The sequence below is a fragment of the Parabacteroides sp. PF5-9 genome (assembly GCF_029893105.1).
Classification (GTDB): Bacteria; Bacteroidota; Bacteroidia; order Bacteroidales; family Tannerellaceae; genus JARXWG01.
The window spans coordinates 23,599-42,695 of record NZ_JARXWG010000008.1 but is presented as its reverse complement, the minus strand read 5'-3'; the positions used below and the strand labels follow the sequence as shown (position 1 = coordinate 42,695).

24 protein-coding genes and 1 tRNA gene are annotated in these 19,097 nt (G+C 37.5%); 9 read left to right on the top strand and 16 right to left on the bottom strand.

Annotation, left to right across the window (positions count from 1 at the left end; genetic code table 11):
* Positions 1-18 precede the first annotated feature (18 nt).
* The 9 genes from M2135_RS06350 (at position 19) to M2135_RS06310 (ending at position 8,047) form a co-directional block, all read left to right on the top strand.
* Complete coding sequence (locus tag M2135_RS06350) at positions 19-447, top strand: nitrophenyl compound nitroreductase subunit ArsF family protein (protein ID WP_129733301.1); 429 nt, start codon at positions 19-21, stop codon at positions 445-447.
* On the top strand, positions 447-1,145 hold the full coding sequence (locus M2135_RS06345) for an aromatic aminobenezylarsenical efflux permease ArsG family transporter (RefSeq protein ID WP_129733956.1): 699 nt from the start codon (positions 447-449) through the stop codon (positions 1,143-1,145). Before M2135_RS06350 ends, M2135_RS06345 begins: the two co-directional genes overlap by 1 nt.
* Positions 1,146-1,173: 28 nt before the next feature.
* Positions 1,174-1,407 (top strand): thioredoxin family protein, encoded by a 234-nt coding sequence (locus M2135_RS06340; RefSeq protein WP_129733300.1) that lies wholly within the window; start codon positions 1,174-1,176, stop codon positions 1,405-1,407.
* An 11-nt stretch (positions 1,408-1,418) separates the two neighbouring features.
* The gene (locus tag M2135_RS06335; RefSeq protein ID WP_129733299.1) at positions 1,419-1,640 is read left to right on the top strand and encodes a ferredoxin family protein; all 222 of its coding nucleotides are present in this window, start codon (positions 1,419-1,421) and stop codon (positions 1,638-1,640) included.
* 122 nt (positions 1,641-1,762) lie between these two features.
* Entirely contained in the window at positions 1,763-2,092 is a 330-nt protein-coding gene (arsD, locus tag M2135_RS06330; RefSeq protein WP_129733298.1) for an arsenite efflux transporter metallochaperone ArsD, read from the top strand.
* A gap of 5 nt (positions 2,093-2,097) precedes the next feature.
* Positions 2,098-3,816, top strand: a complete 1,719-nt coding sequence (arsA, locus tag M2135_RS06325) for an arsenical pump-driving ATPase (RefSeq protein ID WP_129733297.1) — start codon at positions 2,098-2,100, stop codon at positions 3,814-3,816.
* 313 nt (positions 3,817-4,129) lie between these two features.
* Positions 4,130-4,549: a DUF302 domain-containing protein gene (locus M2135_RS06320; RefSeq protein ID WP_229058434.1), complete on the top strand. Its 420-nt coding sequence runs from the start codon at positions 4,130-4,132 to the stop codon at positions 4,547-4,549.
* 521 nt (positions 4,550-5,070) lie between these two features.
* Positions 5,071-7,248 (top strand): TonB-dependent receptor, encoded by a 2,178-nt coding sequence (locus M2135_RS06315; protein ID WP_129733296.1) that lies wholly within the window; start codon positions 5,071-5,073, stop codon positions 7,246-7,248.
* Between the two features lies 1 nt (position 7,249).
* The gene (locus M2135_RS06310; protein ID WP_129733295.1) at positions 7,250-8,047 is read left to right on the top strand and encodes a cation diffusion facilitator family transporter; all 798 of its coding nucleotides are present in this window, start codon (positions 7,250-7,252) and stop codon (positions 8,045-8,047) included.
* A 116-nt stretch (positions 8,048-8,163) separates the two neighbouring features.
* Here the strand turns inward: M2135_RS06310 and M2135_RS06305 are convergent, their stop codons facing one another.
* The 16 genes from M2135_RS06305 to M2135_RS06230 all read right to left on the bottom strand — a co-directional run bounded on the left by M2135_RS06305 (position 8,164) and on the right by M2135_RS06230 (position 19,011).
* Positions 8,164-8,946 carry a DUF695 domain-containing protein gene (locus M2135_RS06305; RefSeq protein WP_129733294.1) on the bottom strand — a complete coding sequence of 261 codons (783 nt, stop codon included), beginning with the start codon at positions 8,944-8,946 and terminating at the stop codon, positions 8,164-8,166.
* 143 nt (positions 8,947-9,089) lie between these two features.
* Entirely contained in the window at positions 9,090-9,452 is a 363-nt protein-coding gene (locus M2135_RS06300) for a hypothetical protein (RefSeq protein ID WP_229058435.1), read from the bottom strand.
* Positions 9,453-9,460: 8 nt separating this feature from the next.
* The gene (locus M2135_RS06295; protein ID WP_129733293.1) at positions 9,461-10,141 is read right to left on the bottom strand and encodes a hypothetical protein; all 681 of its coding nucleotides are present in this window, start codon (positions 10,139-10,141) and stop codon (positions 9,461-9,463) included.
* A gap of 11 nt (positions 10,142-10,152) precedes the next feature.
* Positions 10,153-10,386, bottom strand: a complete 234-nt coding sequence (locus tag M2135_RS06290; RefSeq protein WP_129733292.1) for a hypothetical protein — start codon at positions 10,384-10,386, stop codon at positions 10,153-10,155.
* Between the two features lie 38 nt (positions 10,387-10,424).
* A complete protein-coding gene (locus tag M2135_RS06285; protein WP_129733291.1) occupies positions 10,425-11,357 on the bottom strand; it encodes a hypothetical protein in 933 nt (310 codons plus the stop codon).
* 14 nt (positions 11,358-11,371) lie between these two features.
* Positions 11,372-11,965 carry a hypothetical protein gene (locus M2135_RS06280; RefSeq protein WP_129733290.1) on the bottom strand — a complete coding sequence of 198 codons (594 nt, stop codon included), beginning with the start codon at positions 11,963-11,965 and terminating at the stop codon, positions 11,372-11,374.
* Positions 11,966-12,012: 47 nt separating this feature from the next.
* Positions 12,013-12,573: a hypothetical protein gene (locus M2135_RS06275; RefSeq protein WP_129733289.1), complete on the bottom strand. Its 561-nt coding sequence runs from the start codon at positions 12,571-12,573 to the stop codon at positions 12,013-12,015.
* Between the two features lie 20 nt (positions 12,574-12,593).
* Positions 12,594-12,800, bottom strand: coding sequence for a hypothetical protein (locus tag M2135_RS06270; protein ID WP_129733288.1), 207 nt, complete (start codon positions 12,798-12,800; stop codon positions 12,594-12,596).
* Between the two features lie 51 nt (positions 12,801-12,851).
* Positions 12,852-13,844, bottom strand: a complete 993-nt coding sequence (locus M2135_RS06265; protein WP_129733287.1) for a fusion protein — start codon at positions 13,842-13,844, stop codon at positions 12,852-12,854.
* Positions 13,845-13,863: 19 nt separating this feature from the next.
* The gene (locus M2135_RS06260) at positions 13,864-14,100 is read right to left on the bottom strand and encodes a hypothetical protein (protein ID WP_203558333.1); all 237 of its coding nucleotides are present in this window, start codon (positions 14,098-14,100) and stop codon (positions 13,864-13,866) included.
* Between the two features lie 507 nt (positions 14,101-14,607).
* A complete protein-coding gene (locus tag M2135_RS06255; protein ID WP_129733285.1) occupies positions 14,608-15,138 on the bottom strand; it encodes a hypothetical protein in 531 nt (176 codons plus the stop codon).
* A 22-nt stretch (positions 15,139-15,160) separates the two neighbouring features.
* Positions 15,161-15,580: a virulence RhuM family protein gene (locus M2135_RS06250; RefSeq protein ID WP_129733284.1), complete on the bottom strand. Its 420-nt coding sequence runs from the start codon at positions 15,578-15,580 to the stop codon at positions 15,161-15,163.
* Between the two features lie 6 nt (positions 15,581-15,586).
* On the bottom strand, positions 15,587-16,111 hold the full coding sequence (locus M2135_RS06245) for an ORF6N domain-containing protein (protein ID WP_129733283.1): 525 nt from the start codon (positions 16,109-16,111) through the stop codon (positions 15,587-15,589).
* Between the two features lie 11 nt (positions 16,112-16,122).
* Positions 16,123-17,019, bottom strand: coding sequence for a site-specific integrase (locus M2135_RS06240; protein WP_129733282.1), 897 nt, complete (start codon positions 17,017-17,019; stop codon positions 16,123-16,125).
* A gap of 20 nt (positions 17,020-17,039) precedes the next feature.
* Positions 17,040-18,482 (bottom strand): site-specific integrase, encoded by a 1,443-nt coding sequence (locus tag M2135_RS06235; RefSeq protein WP_129733281.1) that lies wholly within the window; start codon positions 18,480-18,482, stop codon positions 17,040-17,042.
* A gap of 455 nt (positions 18,483-18,937) precedes the next feature.
* A tRNA-Asp gene (locus M2135_RS06230) sits at positions 18,938-19,011 on the bottom strand.
* Positions 19,012-19,097 lie beyond the last annotated feature (86 nt).

The window sequence follows — 19,097 nt, the reverse complement described above, 5'->3', positions numbered from 1 at the left end:
CTAATAAAAACACATTGTATGAAAAAAAGTATTTTAATCGGGCTTTTTGCCATATTGCTGGTAGCCTGTGGTGGTAATGCACAAAAAAACAACGGACAAGCCACTGAAACGCAAGCTAAAGAGCAAGTAGCGGATGCTTCTGTGGTGAACGTTTACTATTTCCACGGTAAACAACGCTGTAAAACCTGTATTGCGGTAGGCGATGTAACAGAGAAGACAATAAAAGAACTTTATGCAGACAATCCACACGTGAAATTCATTGAAGTAAAAACCGATGAAAAACAAAATGCTTCACTCGTAGAAAAATATGAAGTAACATGGAATGCCCTTATTATTGCCAAAGGGGATAATTCCATAGATATTACCGACAAGGCATTTGCCAACGCTTTGAATACTCCCGAAAACCTCACTGACCTGATCAAAACCGAAGTCAATAAAAGATTATGATGGAGTTTTTACAGAATCTTGTGGATGGCTCTAACTTTCCATTACTAACGGCGTTTCTTTTGGGCTTAATGACTGCAATCAGTCCTTGCCCATTGGCAACCAACATTACAGCTACCGCTTATCTTAGTAAAGATATAGGCGATAAGCGAAGAGTAATGTTTAATGGCGTATTCTATACACTCGGCAGAATGTTTACCTATACGGCACTTGGTTTGATTTTCTATTTTGGAGCAAGTCAGTTTCAGGTAGCTAAACTTTTGCAGAATGTTGGGGGAATGTGGCTTGGGATAGCATTAGTCATTATCGGGATATTCATGTTGGACATTATTAAAATAAAGGTTCCGGGAATGAATAAGCTAACCTCAAAAATAGAAAACAAGAAAGGAAAGAAAACCTACCTCGACGCTTTCCTGCTCGGTTTGCTGTTTGCATTGGCTTTTTGCCCTTATAGCGGTGTATTGTACTTTGGTGGATTAATCCCGATGACTATTGCCAGCCCGTCAGGGTTATTACTTCCCCCTGTATTTGCCATAGCTACCGGGTTGCCTGTAATTATCATTGCATGGCTGTTGGCATACAGTGTTAGCAACGTAGGCAAATTCTACAATAAGATGAGTGTCTTCCAGAAATGGTTTAAATGGATTGTCGCTGCCGTTTTTATAATAGTGGGTATTTACTACATAATTACAAGCATTTAATTAGAAATAACAATATAAGATAAATAATATGGAGATTATTGTATTAGGTACAGGTTGTGCCAAATGTAAAACAACCTATGAATCTGTCCGGAAAGTGTTGGCAGATAATAACATTGCTGCCGATTTGAAGAAGGAAGAAAATATACTTGAAATTATGAAGTATAACATTATGTCTTTACCTGCGGTTGTTGTTGATGGAGAAGTAAAGTTGAAAGGGTATGTTCCGAGTGAAGAAGAAATAAAGAAATCCCTGAATCTATAAAACATCACATTATGAGCAGCACATGGTATCCGATTATTGATTCGGAAAAATGTACAGGATGTTCCGCTTGCTTTGAAAAATGCAAGAAAGGAGTTTATGCGATAGAAAATGAGAAACCAGTAGTTGTATATCCTGATGGATGTGTAACTGGTTGTCATGGTTGCGAACCTCTTTGCCCTACTGCTGCAATCAGTTACTTTGGTGATGCAGCAACAATGGATTACTGTAATTGATAGAATTGTACGCATTGAATAGATGCTGTTTTGAATCAGATAGCGTCTATTTTTTTAACCAAATAGTTCGCTACATTACGAACATTGAATAAATAGAATTAATAACAAATAAAATATTAAAAATGAAAACAATTAAAATTTATGACCCTGCATTATGCTGTCCTACCGGATTGTGCGGAGTGAATATCGACCCTGAGTTGATGCGTATAGCAGTTGTGGTTGAAACATTGAAACAAAAAGGAATTATAGTTGAACGTTTTAACTTGCGAGACCATCCTCAGGTATATGTAACCACGAAGGTTGTCAATGATTGCCTTATGGCAGAAGGAGCAGACGTATTTCCTCTAATCACAGTTGATGGTGAAATTGCTATAAAAAAGGCGTATCCATCAAATAAGCAGATTGCAGAATGGCTCGATATTTCAGAAGATGAACTAACAATAAAAAAATAACCCACATGAAAAAGTATAATCCTTCAAACGAAAAACTTACCCAGTATATATTTTTCACGGGTAAAGGCGGTGTAGGCAAAACATCTATCGCCTGTGCTACAGCTGTAAGTCTTGCAGATAGTGGAAAAAAAGTATTGTTGTTGAGTACCGACCCGGCATCCAATTTACAGGATGTATTTGATATGCCGTTAGACAATAAAGGTACTCCCATTAAAGATGTACCCCGCTTGACTGTTGTAAACCTTGACCCCGAACAAGCGGCTGCCGAATACAGGGAATCGGTTATCGCTCCATATCGGGGTAAATTACCTGAAAGTGTAATTGCTAATATGGAAGAACAACTATCCGGTTCATGCACAGTAGAGGTCGCAGCGTTCAATGAATTTTCTGATTTTATCACTGACGAAGATAAGAGCAAAAACTATGATTATATCATTTTTGATACAGCCCCAACAGGTCATACACTCCGTATGTTGCAACTTCCTTCTGCGTGGGATACTTTTATTGACGAAAATACGACCGGAGCTTCGTGCTTAGGACAATTATCAGGTTTGGAAGACCGCAAAGATGTATATAAACATGCGGTAAAAAATCTAACCGATAAGTCTAAAACAACGCTCTTCCTTGTCAGCCGACCGGAAGACAGCCCGTTGAAAGAGGTCGAACGTTCATCCAATGAGTTGTCGGATATAGGTATCGAAACACAGCATTTAATCATAAATGGCGTATTAGAAAACTACGATGCAGACGATAGTATTTCCAAACAGATTTATGAACACCAGCAAAATGCGCTGAATAACCGTTCGGCAGCCTTGCTAAAACTGAACACCTATATTGTTCCGCTTCGTTCTTATAACATGACAGGCATTGATAATATCCGTAATATGTTGAATGCGGATGTAGCCATAAAGAACGAAAGTCCGGATATTGAGAAACGTAGTTTCAATACGATTGACAGCGTTATTGAAGACCTCTACAAAACAGGTAAACGGGTGATTTTCACGATGGGTAAAGGCGGTGTAGGCAAAACTACCATTGCCGGGAATATTGCTCGTGGTTTGGCTAAAAAAGGAGTGAAAGTGCATCTGACTACAACTGACCCTGCAAACCATTTGGCTTATATCGAAACGAAAATAGACGGCATCACAGTAAGCCATATAGATGAAAAAGCGGTGCTTGCTGCCTATCAGAAAAATGTGCTTGACAAAGCAAGGGAAACAATGGGTGATGCTGATTTAAGTTATATCGAAGAAGACCTGCGTTCCCCATGCACACAGGAAATTGCCGTTTTCAATTCCTTTGCCGAAATAGTTGCCAAAGCGGATAATGAAGTGGTTGTGATAGATACTGCACCAACCGGACACACGTTGCTGCTGCTGGATTCAACCCAAAGTTATCATAAGGAAGTAGAACGGACACAGGGAAATATCACCCCTGCGGTTCAAAACCTATTACCTCGCTTGCGAAGCGAAAAGGAAACGGAAGTGGTTATCGTAACCCTGCCGGAAACAACACCTGTGTTTGAAGCACAAAGACTGCAACAGGACTTACAACGTGCCAGAATTAAGAATAAATGGTGGGTGGTTAATTCCAGTCTTTTGCTGACTTCAACCAATAGTCCATTCCTTAAAGCTAAAGCATTAAGTGAAGTGCAATGGATTAATAAAGTGAAGGAGATTTCAGACGGGAACTTTGCCGTTATTGAATGGAAGGAAAAAGTGTAATTTAGAACGATCTGCAAATTATTCTGAAGAAAATAAACGAATAATTTGCAGATCTTTTAAAAATCTTCGATTTTCATCAATCTTTTTTATTTTAAATTAATGATGATGTACATCCATTTTTAAAGAAAATCAGACTTTTAGCATATTTAGCTGTTAAAAATTGACTATCAAAATCTTTATAAAATTATGTAAGGTGCTTGTATCTTCATGCAATGTAAATAGTAAAAATAAAGCGGATAATAAACGTATTATGCAACCTTTTTGGCAAGAAAATTGTTTAAATAATAACATAGAGTAATATAAAAAAAGAATCATGAAATCAACAGAACAACCTGAGAGCGCAATGTTTTTAGAAAACGTAAGCCGTTACAGTTATGACGAAACCTTCGATAAACTATCCGAAAAAATCCAGTCTCTCGGAAACTGGAAAATACAGCATATTCATGATATGCAGGAAACGCTTCGCAAAAATGGGAAAGAAGTGCTACCGATAAAAGTCATAGAATTGTGCAACCCCAAATATTCCGGCAGAATATTGGAGCATGATATGGAACGTCTTTATTCATCATTACTTCCATGTCGCATATCTATATATCAGACTTCTGATGGTATAACCCGTATTTCGCGCATGAATTCGGTTGCTATGGCAGCACAAATCGGCGGACTGGTAGAGGAAGTAATGAGCGAAGCCTTTGCTGAAATTGAAAAAGCAATAGCCGAAATAGAATCGTAAATTAAACAGTAGATAATCTGTGAAAATAGTACGAAACTTGCAACTAAGTTGCAAAACATAATCGCTATCTTTGCAGCATGAAATATTTGTCCCTCATATTATCCATATATGTATTACTGTTATCAGTAATGCCATGTTGTTTTGAGGATAAATGTTTAGCTATATATACAGATACCGTTGAAACGAGCAATGACATAGGCAATAGTTGTGACGACTGTTCCGATGATAGTTGTTGTTCCCCTTTTCTACATTGTAATACCTGTTCCGGATTTCCGGAAGCCCGTTTTTATAATCCAATAATAATAATTTTAGGCTCTATACCTGATTATAAATCAGATTATATAGTAAAAAACGCTCTCTCTGATTATAAATCTTCAATCTGGCAACCGCCAAAAGCATAAACTAATTTTTATTATACAGGTCGTTGTGAATATGCCCTGCAATTTTTACGATAATACATTCTTTGTAATATCGTAATCCTCATATCATTTATAGTTGAAGATTTAAAAACAAGAAATAAAATGAAAACAAAAATTATACTGATGCTATTCTTAGTATTCAGCATTTCCAATATTTTCGCTCAAAATACACTTAACGTTAAACTAATAGACTGTGATAACAAAGAGCCTTTAATCGGTGCTAATATTATACTTCAAAATACTACGAACGGAACATCTTCTGATGCTGAAGGATTAGCGGTACTCTCCAATATTCCAGACGGTAAACAGAGGTTTGAAATTACTTATGTAGGATATGAAAAGACCATAAAAGAATTTACATTCCCGTTGGCTTCGGATGAACCTATCGTTATCAGGGTTGAGCCTGATGAAGAAACATTGCAGGAAGTAGTTGTTTCTTCAACAAGGGGGACACGTACTTTTAAAGATATTCCTACCCGTATTGAATTTATAAATGCCGAAGAGTTAGGCGAAAAAGGAGTGATGAAACCCGGAGATATACGTATGCTTCTGAATGAAAGCACGGGTATTATGACACAACAAACATCAGCCATATCGGGTAATTCATCTATTCGCATTCAAGGTTTGGACGGTAGATATACACAGATACTAAAAGACGGTTTTCCCGTATTTTCAGGTGCAGCAAGCGGATTAGGTTTATTACAGACACCACCGCTCGATTTAAAGCAGGTTGAAATAATAAAAGGTTCTTCTTCTACTTTATACGGTGGCGGTGCTATTGCGGGACTGGTAAACCTTATATCGAAAACGCCTGAAAAGGAAAGGGATTTCTCAATCCACCTGAATGGGACAACAGGTAAAGGGCTTGATGTAAACAGCTTTTTCGGTCAGAAATTCAACAAGGTAGGTACTACCGTTTTTGCATCGTATAACCGTAACTGGGCTTATGATCCGTCAGATGTTGGCTTTACGGCAATACCAAAGTTCGACAGGTTTGTATTTAATCCTAAGCTATTCTTGTACCTGTCTGAAAACACAGATTTTAATTTCGGTATAAACTCCATGATTGAAAACCGTCTGGGTGGTGATATGGAGTATGTAAAAGATAAGGGAAACGAAGAACATTCCTATTTTGAAAGAAACAAGACACAAAGGCATTCAAGCCAACTTACATTTGAACATCGTTTCGACAAACAAAACAGATTAAATGTAAAGAACAGCATTACTTATTTCAGCCGTAAGATTGAGATTCCCGATTTCAAATTTGACGGCGACCAGTTATCGTCTTTTTCAGAAGTATCTTATATACATACAAAAGAAAAAACGGAATGGGTAGCGGGTGCGAATGTGTGGACGGATAAGTTTACCGAAGAAAAACTGACCGATTTTCCTTTACGTGATTACAATATGACTACCGTAGGCGTATTTGTACAGAACAATACGAAAATAACGGACTGGATGAATCTTGAAAGCGGATTGCGTACCGATTATATTAACGATTACGGTTTTGCAGTTCTACCCCGTATATCTTCTCATTTCAAGATAACGGAGAAATTTTCATCCCGTGTAGGTGGTGGGTTCGGATATAAAGCACCTACCATTTTTTCGGAAGATAGCGAACGCATCCAGTTTCAGAATGTCTTGCCGATAGATGACAACAGGAACAAACTGGAAAGGAGTTATGGGGCAAATGTGGATTTTACTTATAAAACGGGTTTGTTCGGCGACCAAGTATTTTTAAGTATAAACCAGTTATTCTTTTATACTTACCTGAAAAATCCGCTTGAACTGCAAGCTGCTGAAAATAATCGTTGGCAGTTTAATAACATTAACGGTCACGTGGATAGTAAAGGGGCTGAAACCAATATGAAAATTAAGTATAAGGATTTCGGTTTATTTCTCGGATATACCTATACGGATGCTGATGTAAAGGAAGACGGCAGAAGCTACCAAAAAACCTTAACCCCGAAACATAAAATCAATTCTGTTTTAATGTATGAGGTGGAAGATAAATGGAAAATCGGATTGGAAGCTTATTATACCGGAAAACAAAATTTGAATGACGGTAAAACAGGTAAGGATTACCTTGTCTTCGGATTAATGATGCAACGAATTTGGGAAAAGTTCTCAATATATGCTAACTTTGAGAACTTTACCGACAGACGGCAGACAAGGTTTGATACCATTCATACGGGTTCGATGACTAATCCTGAATTTCGGGACATTTATGCACCGTTGGACGGTTTCATCCTGAATACCGGGATTATAATTAAATTGTAAAATGAATAAATCAATTTTTAAAATTGAACAAATGGATTGTCCGAGTGAGGAAAACCTCATTCGGATGAAACTCCAAAATATAGAGGGTGTTGCAAAGCAGGAATTTGACCTGAAAGGCAGGATATTTACTGTTTACCATACAGGCGACTATCAGGAAATCGAAAAGCAGCTTGCTACCTTGAATCTCGGTTCACGCTTTATTGAAAGTAAAGAAGTAACAGGAGAAGTCCAGGCAGAGGAAAATAGCAAACAGCGTAAAGTCCTTTGGATTGTACTGGCTATTAACTTCGGCTTTTTCCTGATTGAAATGTCAACGGGTATTATATCCAAATCTATGGGATTGGTTGCTGATAGCCTTGATATGCTTGCTGATGCTTTTGTTTATGGATTAAGTTTGTTTGCAGTCGGTGCAGCCGTAAGCCGTAAGAAGCGTGTTGCTATGATTTGCGGATATTTCCAGATACTTTTGGCTGCCGTTGGTTTTATAGAGGTAATCAGACGGTTTACAGGTACAGAGGAAATGCCTGTTTTTCAAACAATGATAGGTATATCCGTACTTGCTTTGATTGCTAATGTTATATGTTTGCTTTTACTTCAAAGGACGAAGAGCAAAGATGCCCATATTCAGGCAAGTATCATCTTTTCATCCAACGATGTAATAATAAATGCAGGGGTAATTCTTGCCGGATTCTTAGTATGGCAGTTGAATAATCAGATACCCGACCTTATTATCGGTAGTATTGTATTCCTTATTGTTATAAGAGGGGCAATTAGGATATTGAAACTTGCTAAAAATTAAATAATGTCATTTGATCTGCAAATTATTTGTATATTTTCTCTCAAATAATTTGCAGATCTCATAAGAATAGTAACGGGCGGAAACCGCGCGTCTGTTTATTTTATATCAGCTATATTTTATCTGCTGTTTTGTGGGCAGCATCCCCAACCGTCGTATTTGGCACCGTAGTCATTACCCAATGTTACTAACTCCCATGTATATTCGTTAATCTCTGAGGGCATGACATTGTTTAGCCGGGAGATTTGCAATGCGAAATGATAGGAATCGCCATGATCTACGGTTTCTTTTAGCGCCACTTTATATCCGAGCGTTTCGACTTCCCGAATAAACTGCTCTCGCCCTTCTTCGGTCGGGAAATAGATAAAGTGATCCACTTCCCTTTCTTTGCTGAAGTCGTCGCCGTCCTGATCCAGTTGGAATAAGACCGACTGGTTTTCTATGGTTTGCAGTTCGTATTTGGATGGGTACAACAAGTCGAAGTAGGTATTCCAATCCTTGTCTTTCTGCACTTCAATGTTGTACGAGTATTCGGGATGTACATTCATGACGGACTTTAAGAGTTCCTCGCATTCTTTTCCGTGTTTTACATAAAGGTACATATTCATCAGACCGTTTGACTTAACGATTCCTGCGACGATGACATTTTTCTTTTCGGTAGCCTCGATGATTTCTTCTTGGATGCTGTGTAGTACCTCGGATTCTTCTTCTGCCGTGAATAATCCGTTTTCATCTGCGGAGAGCATCTGAATAGTAAATAGCAGCAACTCTTTGAGGTTATCTATTGGGGCTAAGTCTACCAGCGCGAGGTTCATCAGGACGTTAGCGGGATGATCTTCGATGTGGCTGAAATAAGCAACCCATTGTTCTGGTATATTGTTGGTTTTAATTGATTCTGACATATTGTATAACTTTTATTACGGCGTGAATTTAACTAAAAGATTTTAATACTCACTGTATTAGGATAATCTAAAAAATATTTAGTGATATAATAGCTATCCCGACGGTGTTCCGTCGGGATTTTTTCGTGTATAAAGAGGAAAATTCAACGAATATCTGTACCGAACATTTCATTGAAGAACGCTACAAGTTCCTCTCGACGCAGGCTATCCCAATAGAGAGAGGCAGGGTGATACGGTTCGTGCCGACCGATTTCATAGGCAATATCCATTTTTGTAAAACGCTTGCCCTGATTGTAGCGCATTTCTGTACCTTCCAACCAACGTGAACGACGGCTTTGTTGTTGAAGCGGGAGCAGTTGTTCCAACATATAGGCATAATTTTCGCCTACGGTGTGTCCGCTTTCCATTTTATACGGACTGTCTTTACAACGCTTACATTCGTCAATGGCGGCGTTCAAATCTGTTACTTCAATTATGTTTCCATCTATGTCTTTTATTGTTGTCATATTCTTTGTTATTTAGAGGTTTGTACTTGCATTGAGGAAACATACCAATTATCTTGATACTTGTCTCCAATCAGGTTAAAAGTACCTGATAGTCCGCTATTATCTGCGTATTTCTTGGCTTCCATTATAGAGCTGAACTCGCCCAACTTTTTGAATCCAATAAATAATTTATACATGGTGCTGTTCTGTTTATGCTTGATGACTTCTGCCTGTAAAATGGCATACGCTTCATTATAATTTTTCTTTTTCTGTTCCAATTTGGCTTTGGCTTTGAGTAACTTTTCATCCGTTTCAAGATTGAAAAACAGGTCATTGTGTGTCATATAGTCGATATATTTGGCGATTGCCCTTTCTACCTTAGTTATCTGCGCTTTTGCCGAAGCTACTTTGCCTAAAAGGAAGTCAAAACCTGTTTGCAATCCCGTCCGCTTGTCGTATGCACAGTGATATACCCAAATTTTCTTACGGGGGTATTTACATACCAATTTTGCCCTGCGCCACTCAATAACCCACCGCCAACGGTCTAACATGGCACGAGGGATGTCGATTATATGTAGTATTTCACGGTTTCTGTCCTCGTCCCTTACTTCAAAGGTTATATATACCCAATGTTCTATTTTGAGTTCCCGTTCCGCTTTTGCAAGGTCTTTGGCATCTTGCATCCAATCGTCTATTTTTTCCTGTGCCATGATATTGATAATTAACTGTTATAAATTTGCTGTATTTCTTCTCCGATTTTTGACAACGCTTGTCGTTGTTCATCGGTAAGTGATAGTACAAAATCATCGTTGCTATACCATTCTCCGCTATCTTCTTGTTCTCGGAAACATCGCCTGTTAGCAGTATCTACGATTCCCAATATTACATCAACTTCGGTTGAAGTTAGTCCGCTAATTGTGCAGGTCTTATTTGTTTTATTTACTTTCAATTTCATGCTTTTTGAGATTATGGGCGGATTACTCCGCCCTTTGGTTATTCATATGCTTCAATCCTTTCTTTTACAATCTCATGTAAGTGTGAATTGGATTGATAAATTTTGATTTTTTCTTGAAAGGTTTTATTTTGCCAAAATTGGTTGGCATCATCAAGGAATTTTGCATCTATTTCATTATTGCCGTCTCTGTCCTGCTCTATACCTGTAATATCTTCAAATTCATCAAAACTAAGCCATTGCCACCACGTATTAAGAGTTTGCAAAGACCATTCATTCGGCTTTTTGGGACTTTCCTCAAATGATCTGACAACCGTTTTCAATTTTTGTCCGTCTGATACACTTAATTCTTTATCCCTGTCCAAAAGCCAGTACAGGAAAAAGATGATAGTGTCTTTAGATATTATATGATTGCCATTGAATAGATTTAGCAAAACAACAGGTTCTTTTTCTTTGGCTTTCAATGCTTCTTCGCTTGTGGTATAGGCATTTTCACCGATACCGAAACGTAGGGAGTTGTTTACGGTAAATTCTACCTTTCCGTATTCTTCCATTTTCCTGTATATGAAGTGTTCTAAATCTCTTATATCGTGTATCAGGTCGAAAGGGTGCAAGGCTTCCAGTTCTTCTTTTAACTGGTTGTGAATATCCCTTAACATGGGTTCAATGGTAAACCATTTAGTAGGGTTGGTTATCTTTCGGCAAGTGGCAGGATCGTGAACGTCATCGAGAAATAAACCATTCTTATCAAGTGTGCAATAACAGTCATAGCAGAAATGCGTATGATATTCCGTTTCGCTCTTTTTGATAGACTTATTTATGATTATTCGGATTTGACCGTTCTGTAACAGATAAAAACGGATGCTCCAACGGTCAGTTTCAAAAGCTATTTGATAATGCTTGCTTTCGCCTGTTACCCTGTTCAGGAAATGTACAACTCCCTTATACATAATTGCTATTTTATTCGGTTTCATATTGATTGGATTTATTAAAAGAATGATAATTCTAATTGTACAGGTTTACGCCCTGTAATCTCGTCAAATAAGGCTTTCGCTTGTTTTAATACATTGATTGCATATCGGTCGGTCTTACTGCTGTCTTTTTCAAGTCCTGTAAGCATTTCATTTAATGCTGCTTTCAGGCAGTCTTTTCTATTGTCGAATATTTTACCCCATACATTAAGCCCATAGCCTGATCCGCCTGTACTGTGAGAGTAACTCATTCCATAAGTCCATTTTCCGTTTAAGCCTTTACCCAGTGTGATATGGTTAGATACCGCCCAACCGTCCCGATGTGGGAATTGTATTTCTTCACGTTCCAAAAAATCAGGTCTTTCCAACCAACCGTATTCGTTAAATTCCTTTTTAATGAAGCCAAATACTAAATGTCTTTCGTACTCTCGTTTATTCATTAATAACTGGCGAGGGGTATTTCCAAAACTCTCGTATTCCTCTATTATCGCCCTGTCGTTACGTCTTAATGCGTTCAGATATATAGCTACATTGTGGCGTTCTGCCCTGCAAAAATTGATGTCCTGTATCTTTTGCAATTTTTCGTATGCTGACAATTCTCTGTATTTCATGACTGTTATTTTGTGGGGCAGGGTTACTGCCCCGTGTTTGACTTCTTTTATCTTGCACTCATTGTTATAGTTCCTCGCAGATTGGGTGAGAACTTTTGTTCATAGGCTTCAATCTGCCTTTCAAGTTCTTCCCATGCGGTTATTTCTTCATCATACATCTGTAAATCGGCTTTACATTCTTGTATTAGAATTGTGAGGTATTCTTTTTCTATTTCAATTTGCTTGATTGCTTCATCCGCATTTATCCTGTCTTGTGAATTTTCATCAGGCTTGGTTGTTGGCAGGAGAAAAACGCAGTTGTATGATGTCAGATAATTCCATGTTTTGCCCTCCACACTTGCATACATTCTGTGATTATTGTCAGATATACCGATTGCAATGCCTTTACATCCTCTTTTTTCGGTGATGCTGTAAGAAAGGTTGTTCGGGTTCTCTGCGGTGTATATGGCTTTAATTAGCTTTGAATTGGCTACCTTGCCATTAAAGGCTCTGATAAACGGCTCACACGTTTCCAAACCTTTTATAAGGTTCTCATTTACTTTAATTTGTTGGTTCATTCTATTAATGAACTCTTGTTTTCTATTGGGGTTCTTTAATCCGTAATACATGATATATTGTTTTTTGATTGTTAATTATTTACTGCGTCCCATTCTCCTTTTTGGTCATCAAACCAAATTGCATGATAGAATTGGACGGTTACTTTTGGCTTCTTTCTTGGGTTGGCAAAGGTTTCCGTTTGGCTGACTTTCCACCCTTTTGCAGTTTCTGCGAGAATTATACAGGATAGGTTTTTATTATACCTGTGGATGAATTTCATATCTATATCTACTCTCATGGTGATTGTTTTTAGTAGGGCAGATAGGCTCTGCCCTGTGTTCTACATTGTTTAATCCAATCCGAAATAATAGGCTAACCTTTGCTCTTGTGATTTCGGGAAAATCCATCCTTTAATTTTTTTCCCATTAAAGGTTAATCGACTGTTGAAGCGTCCTCCCATTGCTCTTAGTTCGTCTTTAATTGCTTTGGTTTCCCCGAATACCGCTACTGCTTTGGCTGAATACTCAACCATTGTACAACCGCATTTACTTTCCCCTGTCTGGTTGGTTGGTGGCGTTGTGTTGGACTTACTGATATGTATATTATCTTCGCTTCCTGCTGTGTATGCAAAATCTTCAATAGTGCGTTCACGGTTATATACTGGCACTTTTTTAATTATCCAACCGCTATGCCTATATTCTCCTAAATAATACCCTGCACCCATAGAGTATTTTTCCCTATTTTCGTAATCCTCGTTAAACTCGGCTAAATAGGCGGTTTCCTCGAAGTTTGATGCGTATTTACGCATTTCGGAAAAAATATCCCTTTTATGTTTGGAAAAGCCTAAAATGACGGTGCGTTGTGTGCTACTTCCGTAATAGTCGGTTTGACTATCGCTTTCGTTTTGTTTCAGACGTGCCACGATTACCGCTTGCGCATCTTCGGGAAATATCTCGGCAAAACGTTTACGCCCTATTACCTTAACTTCTTCTACTCTTATCTTCTCTTTTTCGGCTTCGTCTGTTTCCGCTTTAACTATGTCTTTCGCTTCCTGAAGAAGTAACGCCACTTCAAAACCATCCATAAATTCAGGATTTTCGCTGTCGTAATAATAACCGATACCGAATTTTTCGCTTAATGGTCTGATTATGTCTGCTGTCTGAAAAACTTTTTTCCGTAGGTTAATCAGCTTGTAAGTGATACCCCAGTTATTTTTAACGATGTCATAGACTACATATCTGTCATAGCTATAACCCTCCATTTGGATAACCTGATTGACTTGAACAACCTGTATAGCCTTGTCAATTTCCTTGTTTGCTCCTAATAAAAATACTTTGCTCATAACTCTAAATTTTAAGGGATTATAAAAAGGTCAGCATTGCGAGAATAAAGAGGATTATAGCACCCATACCCACGAAAAAGGAGAGGATACCCCGTATAACAGGAAGAAAGAGATACAAGCCCACTAAAGCCCAAATAAACCCTGTTCCCCACACACAGAAGCCCAAAACCGCCAAAACGATTTTTAAAACCAATTTTATGCTAATTGGATGGTAGGCTGTCGGTCGTTGTTTCCTATTTTTTTCTGTACTTCTCATAATTTCTGACTTTTTTTTTATGCCAGTATGGAGAGGGTGAGGTGTGATCGAGTTTCAGGTGCCTTACTCACGCAGTGCTTTTTGGCAGCATCAAGATTTTTCAAAAAAATACACTCGCTTTCCTGTACCTGATTGGGGTGCAGATACATTTCTTTAAGAAAAGAGGCTATAATTATTGCCCGGATAATTTCTTAAAATCTATTACAAAAGAGATTTTGAATCGAGGAAGATTTTTTTAAAAACACGTCTGATCTTGTGCAGCCAATAAACATGAAATAAATTCGCGCCTGATACTCGTTCACTCCGAACCCCTCCTTTTTTATGGTCATAACTAAATGAGGAAGAAATTATACCGAGGGAAGTACAGAAAAAAGGAAATTTGGTTGTCTGCTTTGCGTTTATCATAATAAAACGCAGAACTTTCCTCACAGAAAGGAAAGCTATATACAAAAAAAGCCTGTACCGATTTTTACGATACAGGCTCCATTTGGATTGTGATATGTATTTTTATTTTGCTCTGGTTTTTCCGTAGCATTTGCTGCCGTCAGGAGATAAGTAGAAATCAAATGTTTCTTCAACGGCTGTTCCACCCGGAGCGATTGAGTATTTGCATCTAACAATTACGGCAAGAACATCATTCGGATTCTTACTGTCATATCCGTTAAGATTATCCGGAGTAAGATTTTTTAGAGAATCAATAGTATTGCTCATCCGTGCAATATCAGCATTGTATTTATCAATTTTAGCTTGATTTTTTTCTCTTGCCAGTAGATCTTCACTCATTTTTTTAGCCAGCTCAATCTTACTGATGTTAGGTTGATTATTTTTCTGAAATTCATCAGTAAGATAGGCGATACTGTCGGCAACCGTAACGTTGCCGGTTTCGCTAATCTCAATAATTTTGAAGTTGAGATTTTCTTTTGTGTCGCTCCCTTTTAACAGGTTATCAGTAATGGTTTTTTCGTAATTACTCGTTGATGAGTTTGAACCGCAGGAAACCATAAAAACAGCGATAAGTAAATAAAATACGTGTTTCATATCTAAATGTATTAAACGTTTATTAATTCATCGAAATAGCCGGAAGTTTTGAGTGTAGGTTATATACTATCAGAACTTCTGTTGATTTTTTATTATCAGTCCGGGTATATTCGGTTAATGCTTTCATTACCCATTCCCGAAATGCTTTTGCTTCAAAAGATGCTACACGGTAGCTGACAAATATCAGTGCTTCCAGATTATACAGTACCGTTTCGCATGGGTGCCCGTTGCTCTCAAATTTATGTATTCGGGTAACATCTTCTTCACGGAGCAAGCCGGATTTGAATATACTCCGTAGATTGTTACCAATCGTATTGACAAATACATTAAATAAGTCGGCAATTTGATGTTTCGTTACCCACAGGGTGCAATTTACAAGTTTTGCTTCAACAATCAGTTGATTTTCACTATTTTCTTTAATATTTATATATCCTCGTTCCATAATATATTATTCTTCATCCTGTTGAACATTATAACCAATACGCTTACGGGGTTTATTTTCCAGTTCCTTTTGTGATGCAAGTTCGGTAAGAGCTTGGTAAATATCACTAAACTGCATATTTGTTTCCACCATAAATTCCTCCAATTTACGATTTAATTCCGCATAACCCAGTGCATATTGTCGTAAAGCGACAAAAGCTCTGATAATAGATATATTAACCTGAATGGCCAACGTGCTGTTAAGAACGCTTGACAGTTGGGCTATACCCTGTTCAGTAAATGCAAAAGGTAAGTATTTTACGTGTTGCCCTTGTCCTTGATTTTCTAAGGTGCCAAAATTGCACCTTAAAAAATCGTACTCTTCCTTTGAGAGTTCAATCATAAAATCCGGAGGAAAACGGTCTATGTTCCGACGAACAGAACGTTTCAGATTTTTGGTTTCAACCTGATATAATTCAGCCAAATCGTAATCCAACATAACTCGCATACCTCGGATTTCATAAATCTTGCTTTGAATAATTTGTAATTCCATGATAAATATTTTTAGAGGTTTAATGCAGTATCCATACCTGTAAGGTGTTCTGATAATTTCAACATATCCCGCCCAATCTTTCCGTTATCCATTCGTACCAATGTTTGGGTTGTATTTATATTGGTATGTCCTAACATTCGGGATATTGTTTCAATGGGTACCCCATTCATATAGGTAATAGTAGTCGCAAATGTGTTTCTTGCAACCCTGAAAGTGAGATTTTTACCAATACCGCAAATATCACCGATTTCTTTCAAATAATCATTCATCTTTTGATTACTTGCTATCGGTAAATTTTGACTGTACTTATTCAAAATTTTCTGCGGAACTGAAAGCAAAGGGATTATAACAGGTGTATATGTCATGCTCCGCATAATTTTGATAATAGGATTACCGTCTTTATCTGTTTCAAAATTTTCGGTTGTTAGCATTGATAAGTCTGAATAATTCAGACCTGTAAAACAGGAAAAGATAAATACATCCCTTACTTGTTCAAGTCTTTTAGTCGAAAACTTTTTGCTCAAAATAGACTGTAACTCCTTTTCCGAAAGGAAGGCACGAACTACCTCTTGCCTTTTAATCCGGTAATGGCTAAAAGGGTTGTTGGATATAGCCTGTTTTTCACAGGCTATATTTACAATACGACGGAATAATTCTATTTTCTTGGCGGCTGTGTTTACGTTATATTTGCGAAACTTCATCAGGTAATTTTCAAAACCTATTATGAAATTGACGTCGATTTCGGACAGCAAGTAATCAACTTTCCCATATCGTTGTTTAATGTAATCAGCGATATAGTTTCTCACCGCTTCATATTTCAGGTAGGTAGATAAGGCTTTAACCTTATATACATTCTTATTATACTCGTCGAACAGAGCTATTACTGTTGAATATTCATTTTTTTTCATTACTATTAAAAATTAGTGGGTTAAACAGCTAATTGAGTATTGGCTTTTTCCGATTTAAAAGTGAGATTGCCTTCATTTTCAAAAGTATTAGACCAGAGAGATAATTTTTCTTCTTCTGAAAGGCTATGCCACATGACAGATATACGCTTTAATCTTTCGGGATCATCAGACAGAGTGCCGGGAAGATTAAATAAAGCCATTTTTTCATGCAATGAAAGGCATTCAAAAAGTTTATCTAAATTAGATTTAGATTTGATTCGCCTTTCTTCAAGTTTTTCAGCAAAAGAAGCCATATCGTTGCTTACCTTAACATCGGTAATTCTTGCATAAATTTGGGTAGTTTTTATGTTTGTATGACCTAACATTTTTGATACACTTTCAATGGAAACTCCTTTTGTAAGCGTAAGAGTGGCGAAAGTGTGTCTTGCAAGATGAAATGTTAAATCTTTGTCAATACCGCAAACAGCTCCGATTTCTTTGAGATATTCATTCACTTTTTGATTGCTTGGAACAGGGAGAACTTTCTTATTGGGCATCGTCCCTTTATACTTCTCAATAATTTGCTTTGGAATGTCGAGTAATGGAATATTGTAGCTTGTACCTGTCTTTTCACGTTTCCCCATTATCCACAAATTATTATCAAATGAAATGCGGATATTACTTTCATCCAATCCTTTTACGTCTATATAGGAAAGTCCGGTATAACAGCTAAAAATAAAGATATCTCTTACTCGCTCCAAACGTTCAGAAGAGAATTGTTTCTTCATGATTTCGTCTATTTGTTCTTGCATTAAATAGCCTCTATCGACTTTCTTAAACTTTATTTTATAGTTGGCAAAAGGATCAATGTGAATCCAACCGTTATTTTTGGCGAAAAGAATAATAGTGCGGAATCGCTGTAAGAATTTAGCAGTAGTATTTTCCTTACATTTGCAGCTTGTCATTAGGTACACTTCAAAATTTCTCAAAAAGGAGTGATTTACCTCTTTCAAAGAAATATCAGCAACATTATAATACTCTTTAATAAAATTAGCCATGTGCCTACGGGCTACGTCATATTTTTGAAGTGTACCTTTTGCCCTGCTTATACCAACCAATTTAGCGATATCATCAACATGCCGTTGGAATAATTCGAGTACGGTTTGGTTTTTAATTTCAAGACCAAGAAAGATATTTTTAACCCGATCAGGATTAACATTGTTCTCTTTGGTGAGTAAATCATGGTAAACGTTGTATAAGCCTGTTTTAATTGTTTCCAGAAAGGTATTTATCTCGACAGCTTCTTTTGTTCTGCCCAGAGCCATTGACGACTTTACATCCCATGATTTAGGATGCACATTTAATTTGGTACTGAAACGGCTTATTTGTCCGTCGATTGTAATCCGGCACATGATAGGAACACTGCCATCGGATTTTTGCTTGTCTCTTTTCAAAAAGAAAAGAACTTTAAATGTACTTTTCATAAACTCATTTTTTAATGTTACAAAATTAAAGTAAACTATCTGTTAATGAGTTTTATGCAGACTGCCAATTCCCGACAACACACTGCCAATTTTGGACAATTCGTACCCCTTTTTCTTTGATTTCTCGTACCCCCTGTGTCCCTTTTTGGTTTGGGGTATGAAATGGGACACACTAAATGTCTTTTTTTGGCTTTATTTTGGCTTTTTCCTAAGACAACATAAATAAAAAAAGTCCCTCATATTCACTGAATATGAAGGACTTGTCTCTTTTTTGGCGCCTATTGACTTAGGCTTTCCGCGGTATGGACGGGTACGCCACCAAACTGTGTCTTTTCGCTGTTTTCCAGCTACTTAACCCCTCTTTTTATCTTTAGGGGTACGAGTTAGAGCCAAAACTCTTAAACTCGTTGTACGTCAGTCTTTTAACGACCTTACCAACCTTATTCCTTTTTTAGCGGAACGGACGGGACTCGAACCCGCGACCCCCTGCGTGACAGGCAGGTATTCTAACCAGCTGAACTACCGCTCCCTATTTTCTTTTTTACTGCTATTCCTCTGAATTGCGATGCAAAGATAGCGGTTTGTTTTTACTGTGCAATACCTTTTTCAAAAAAA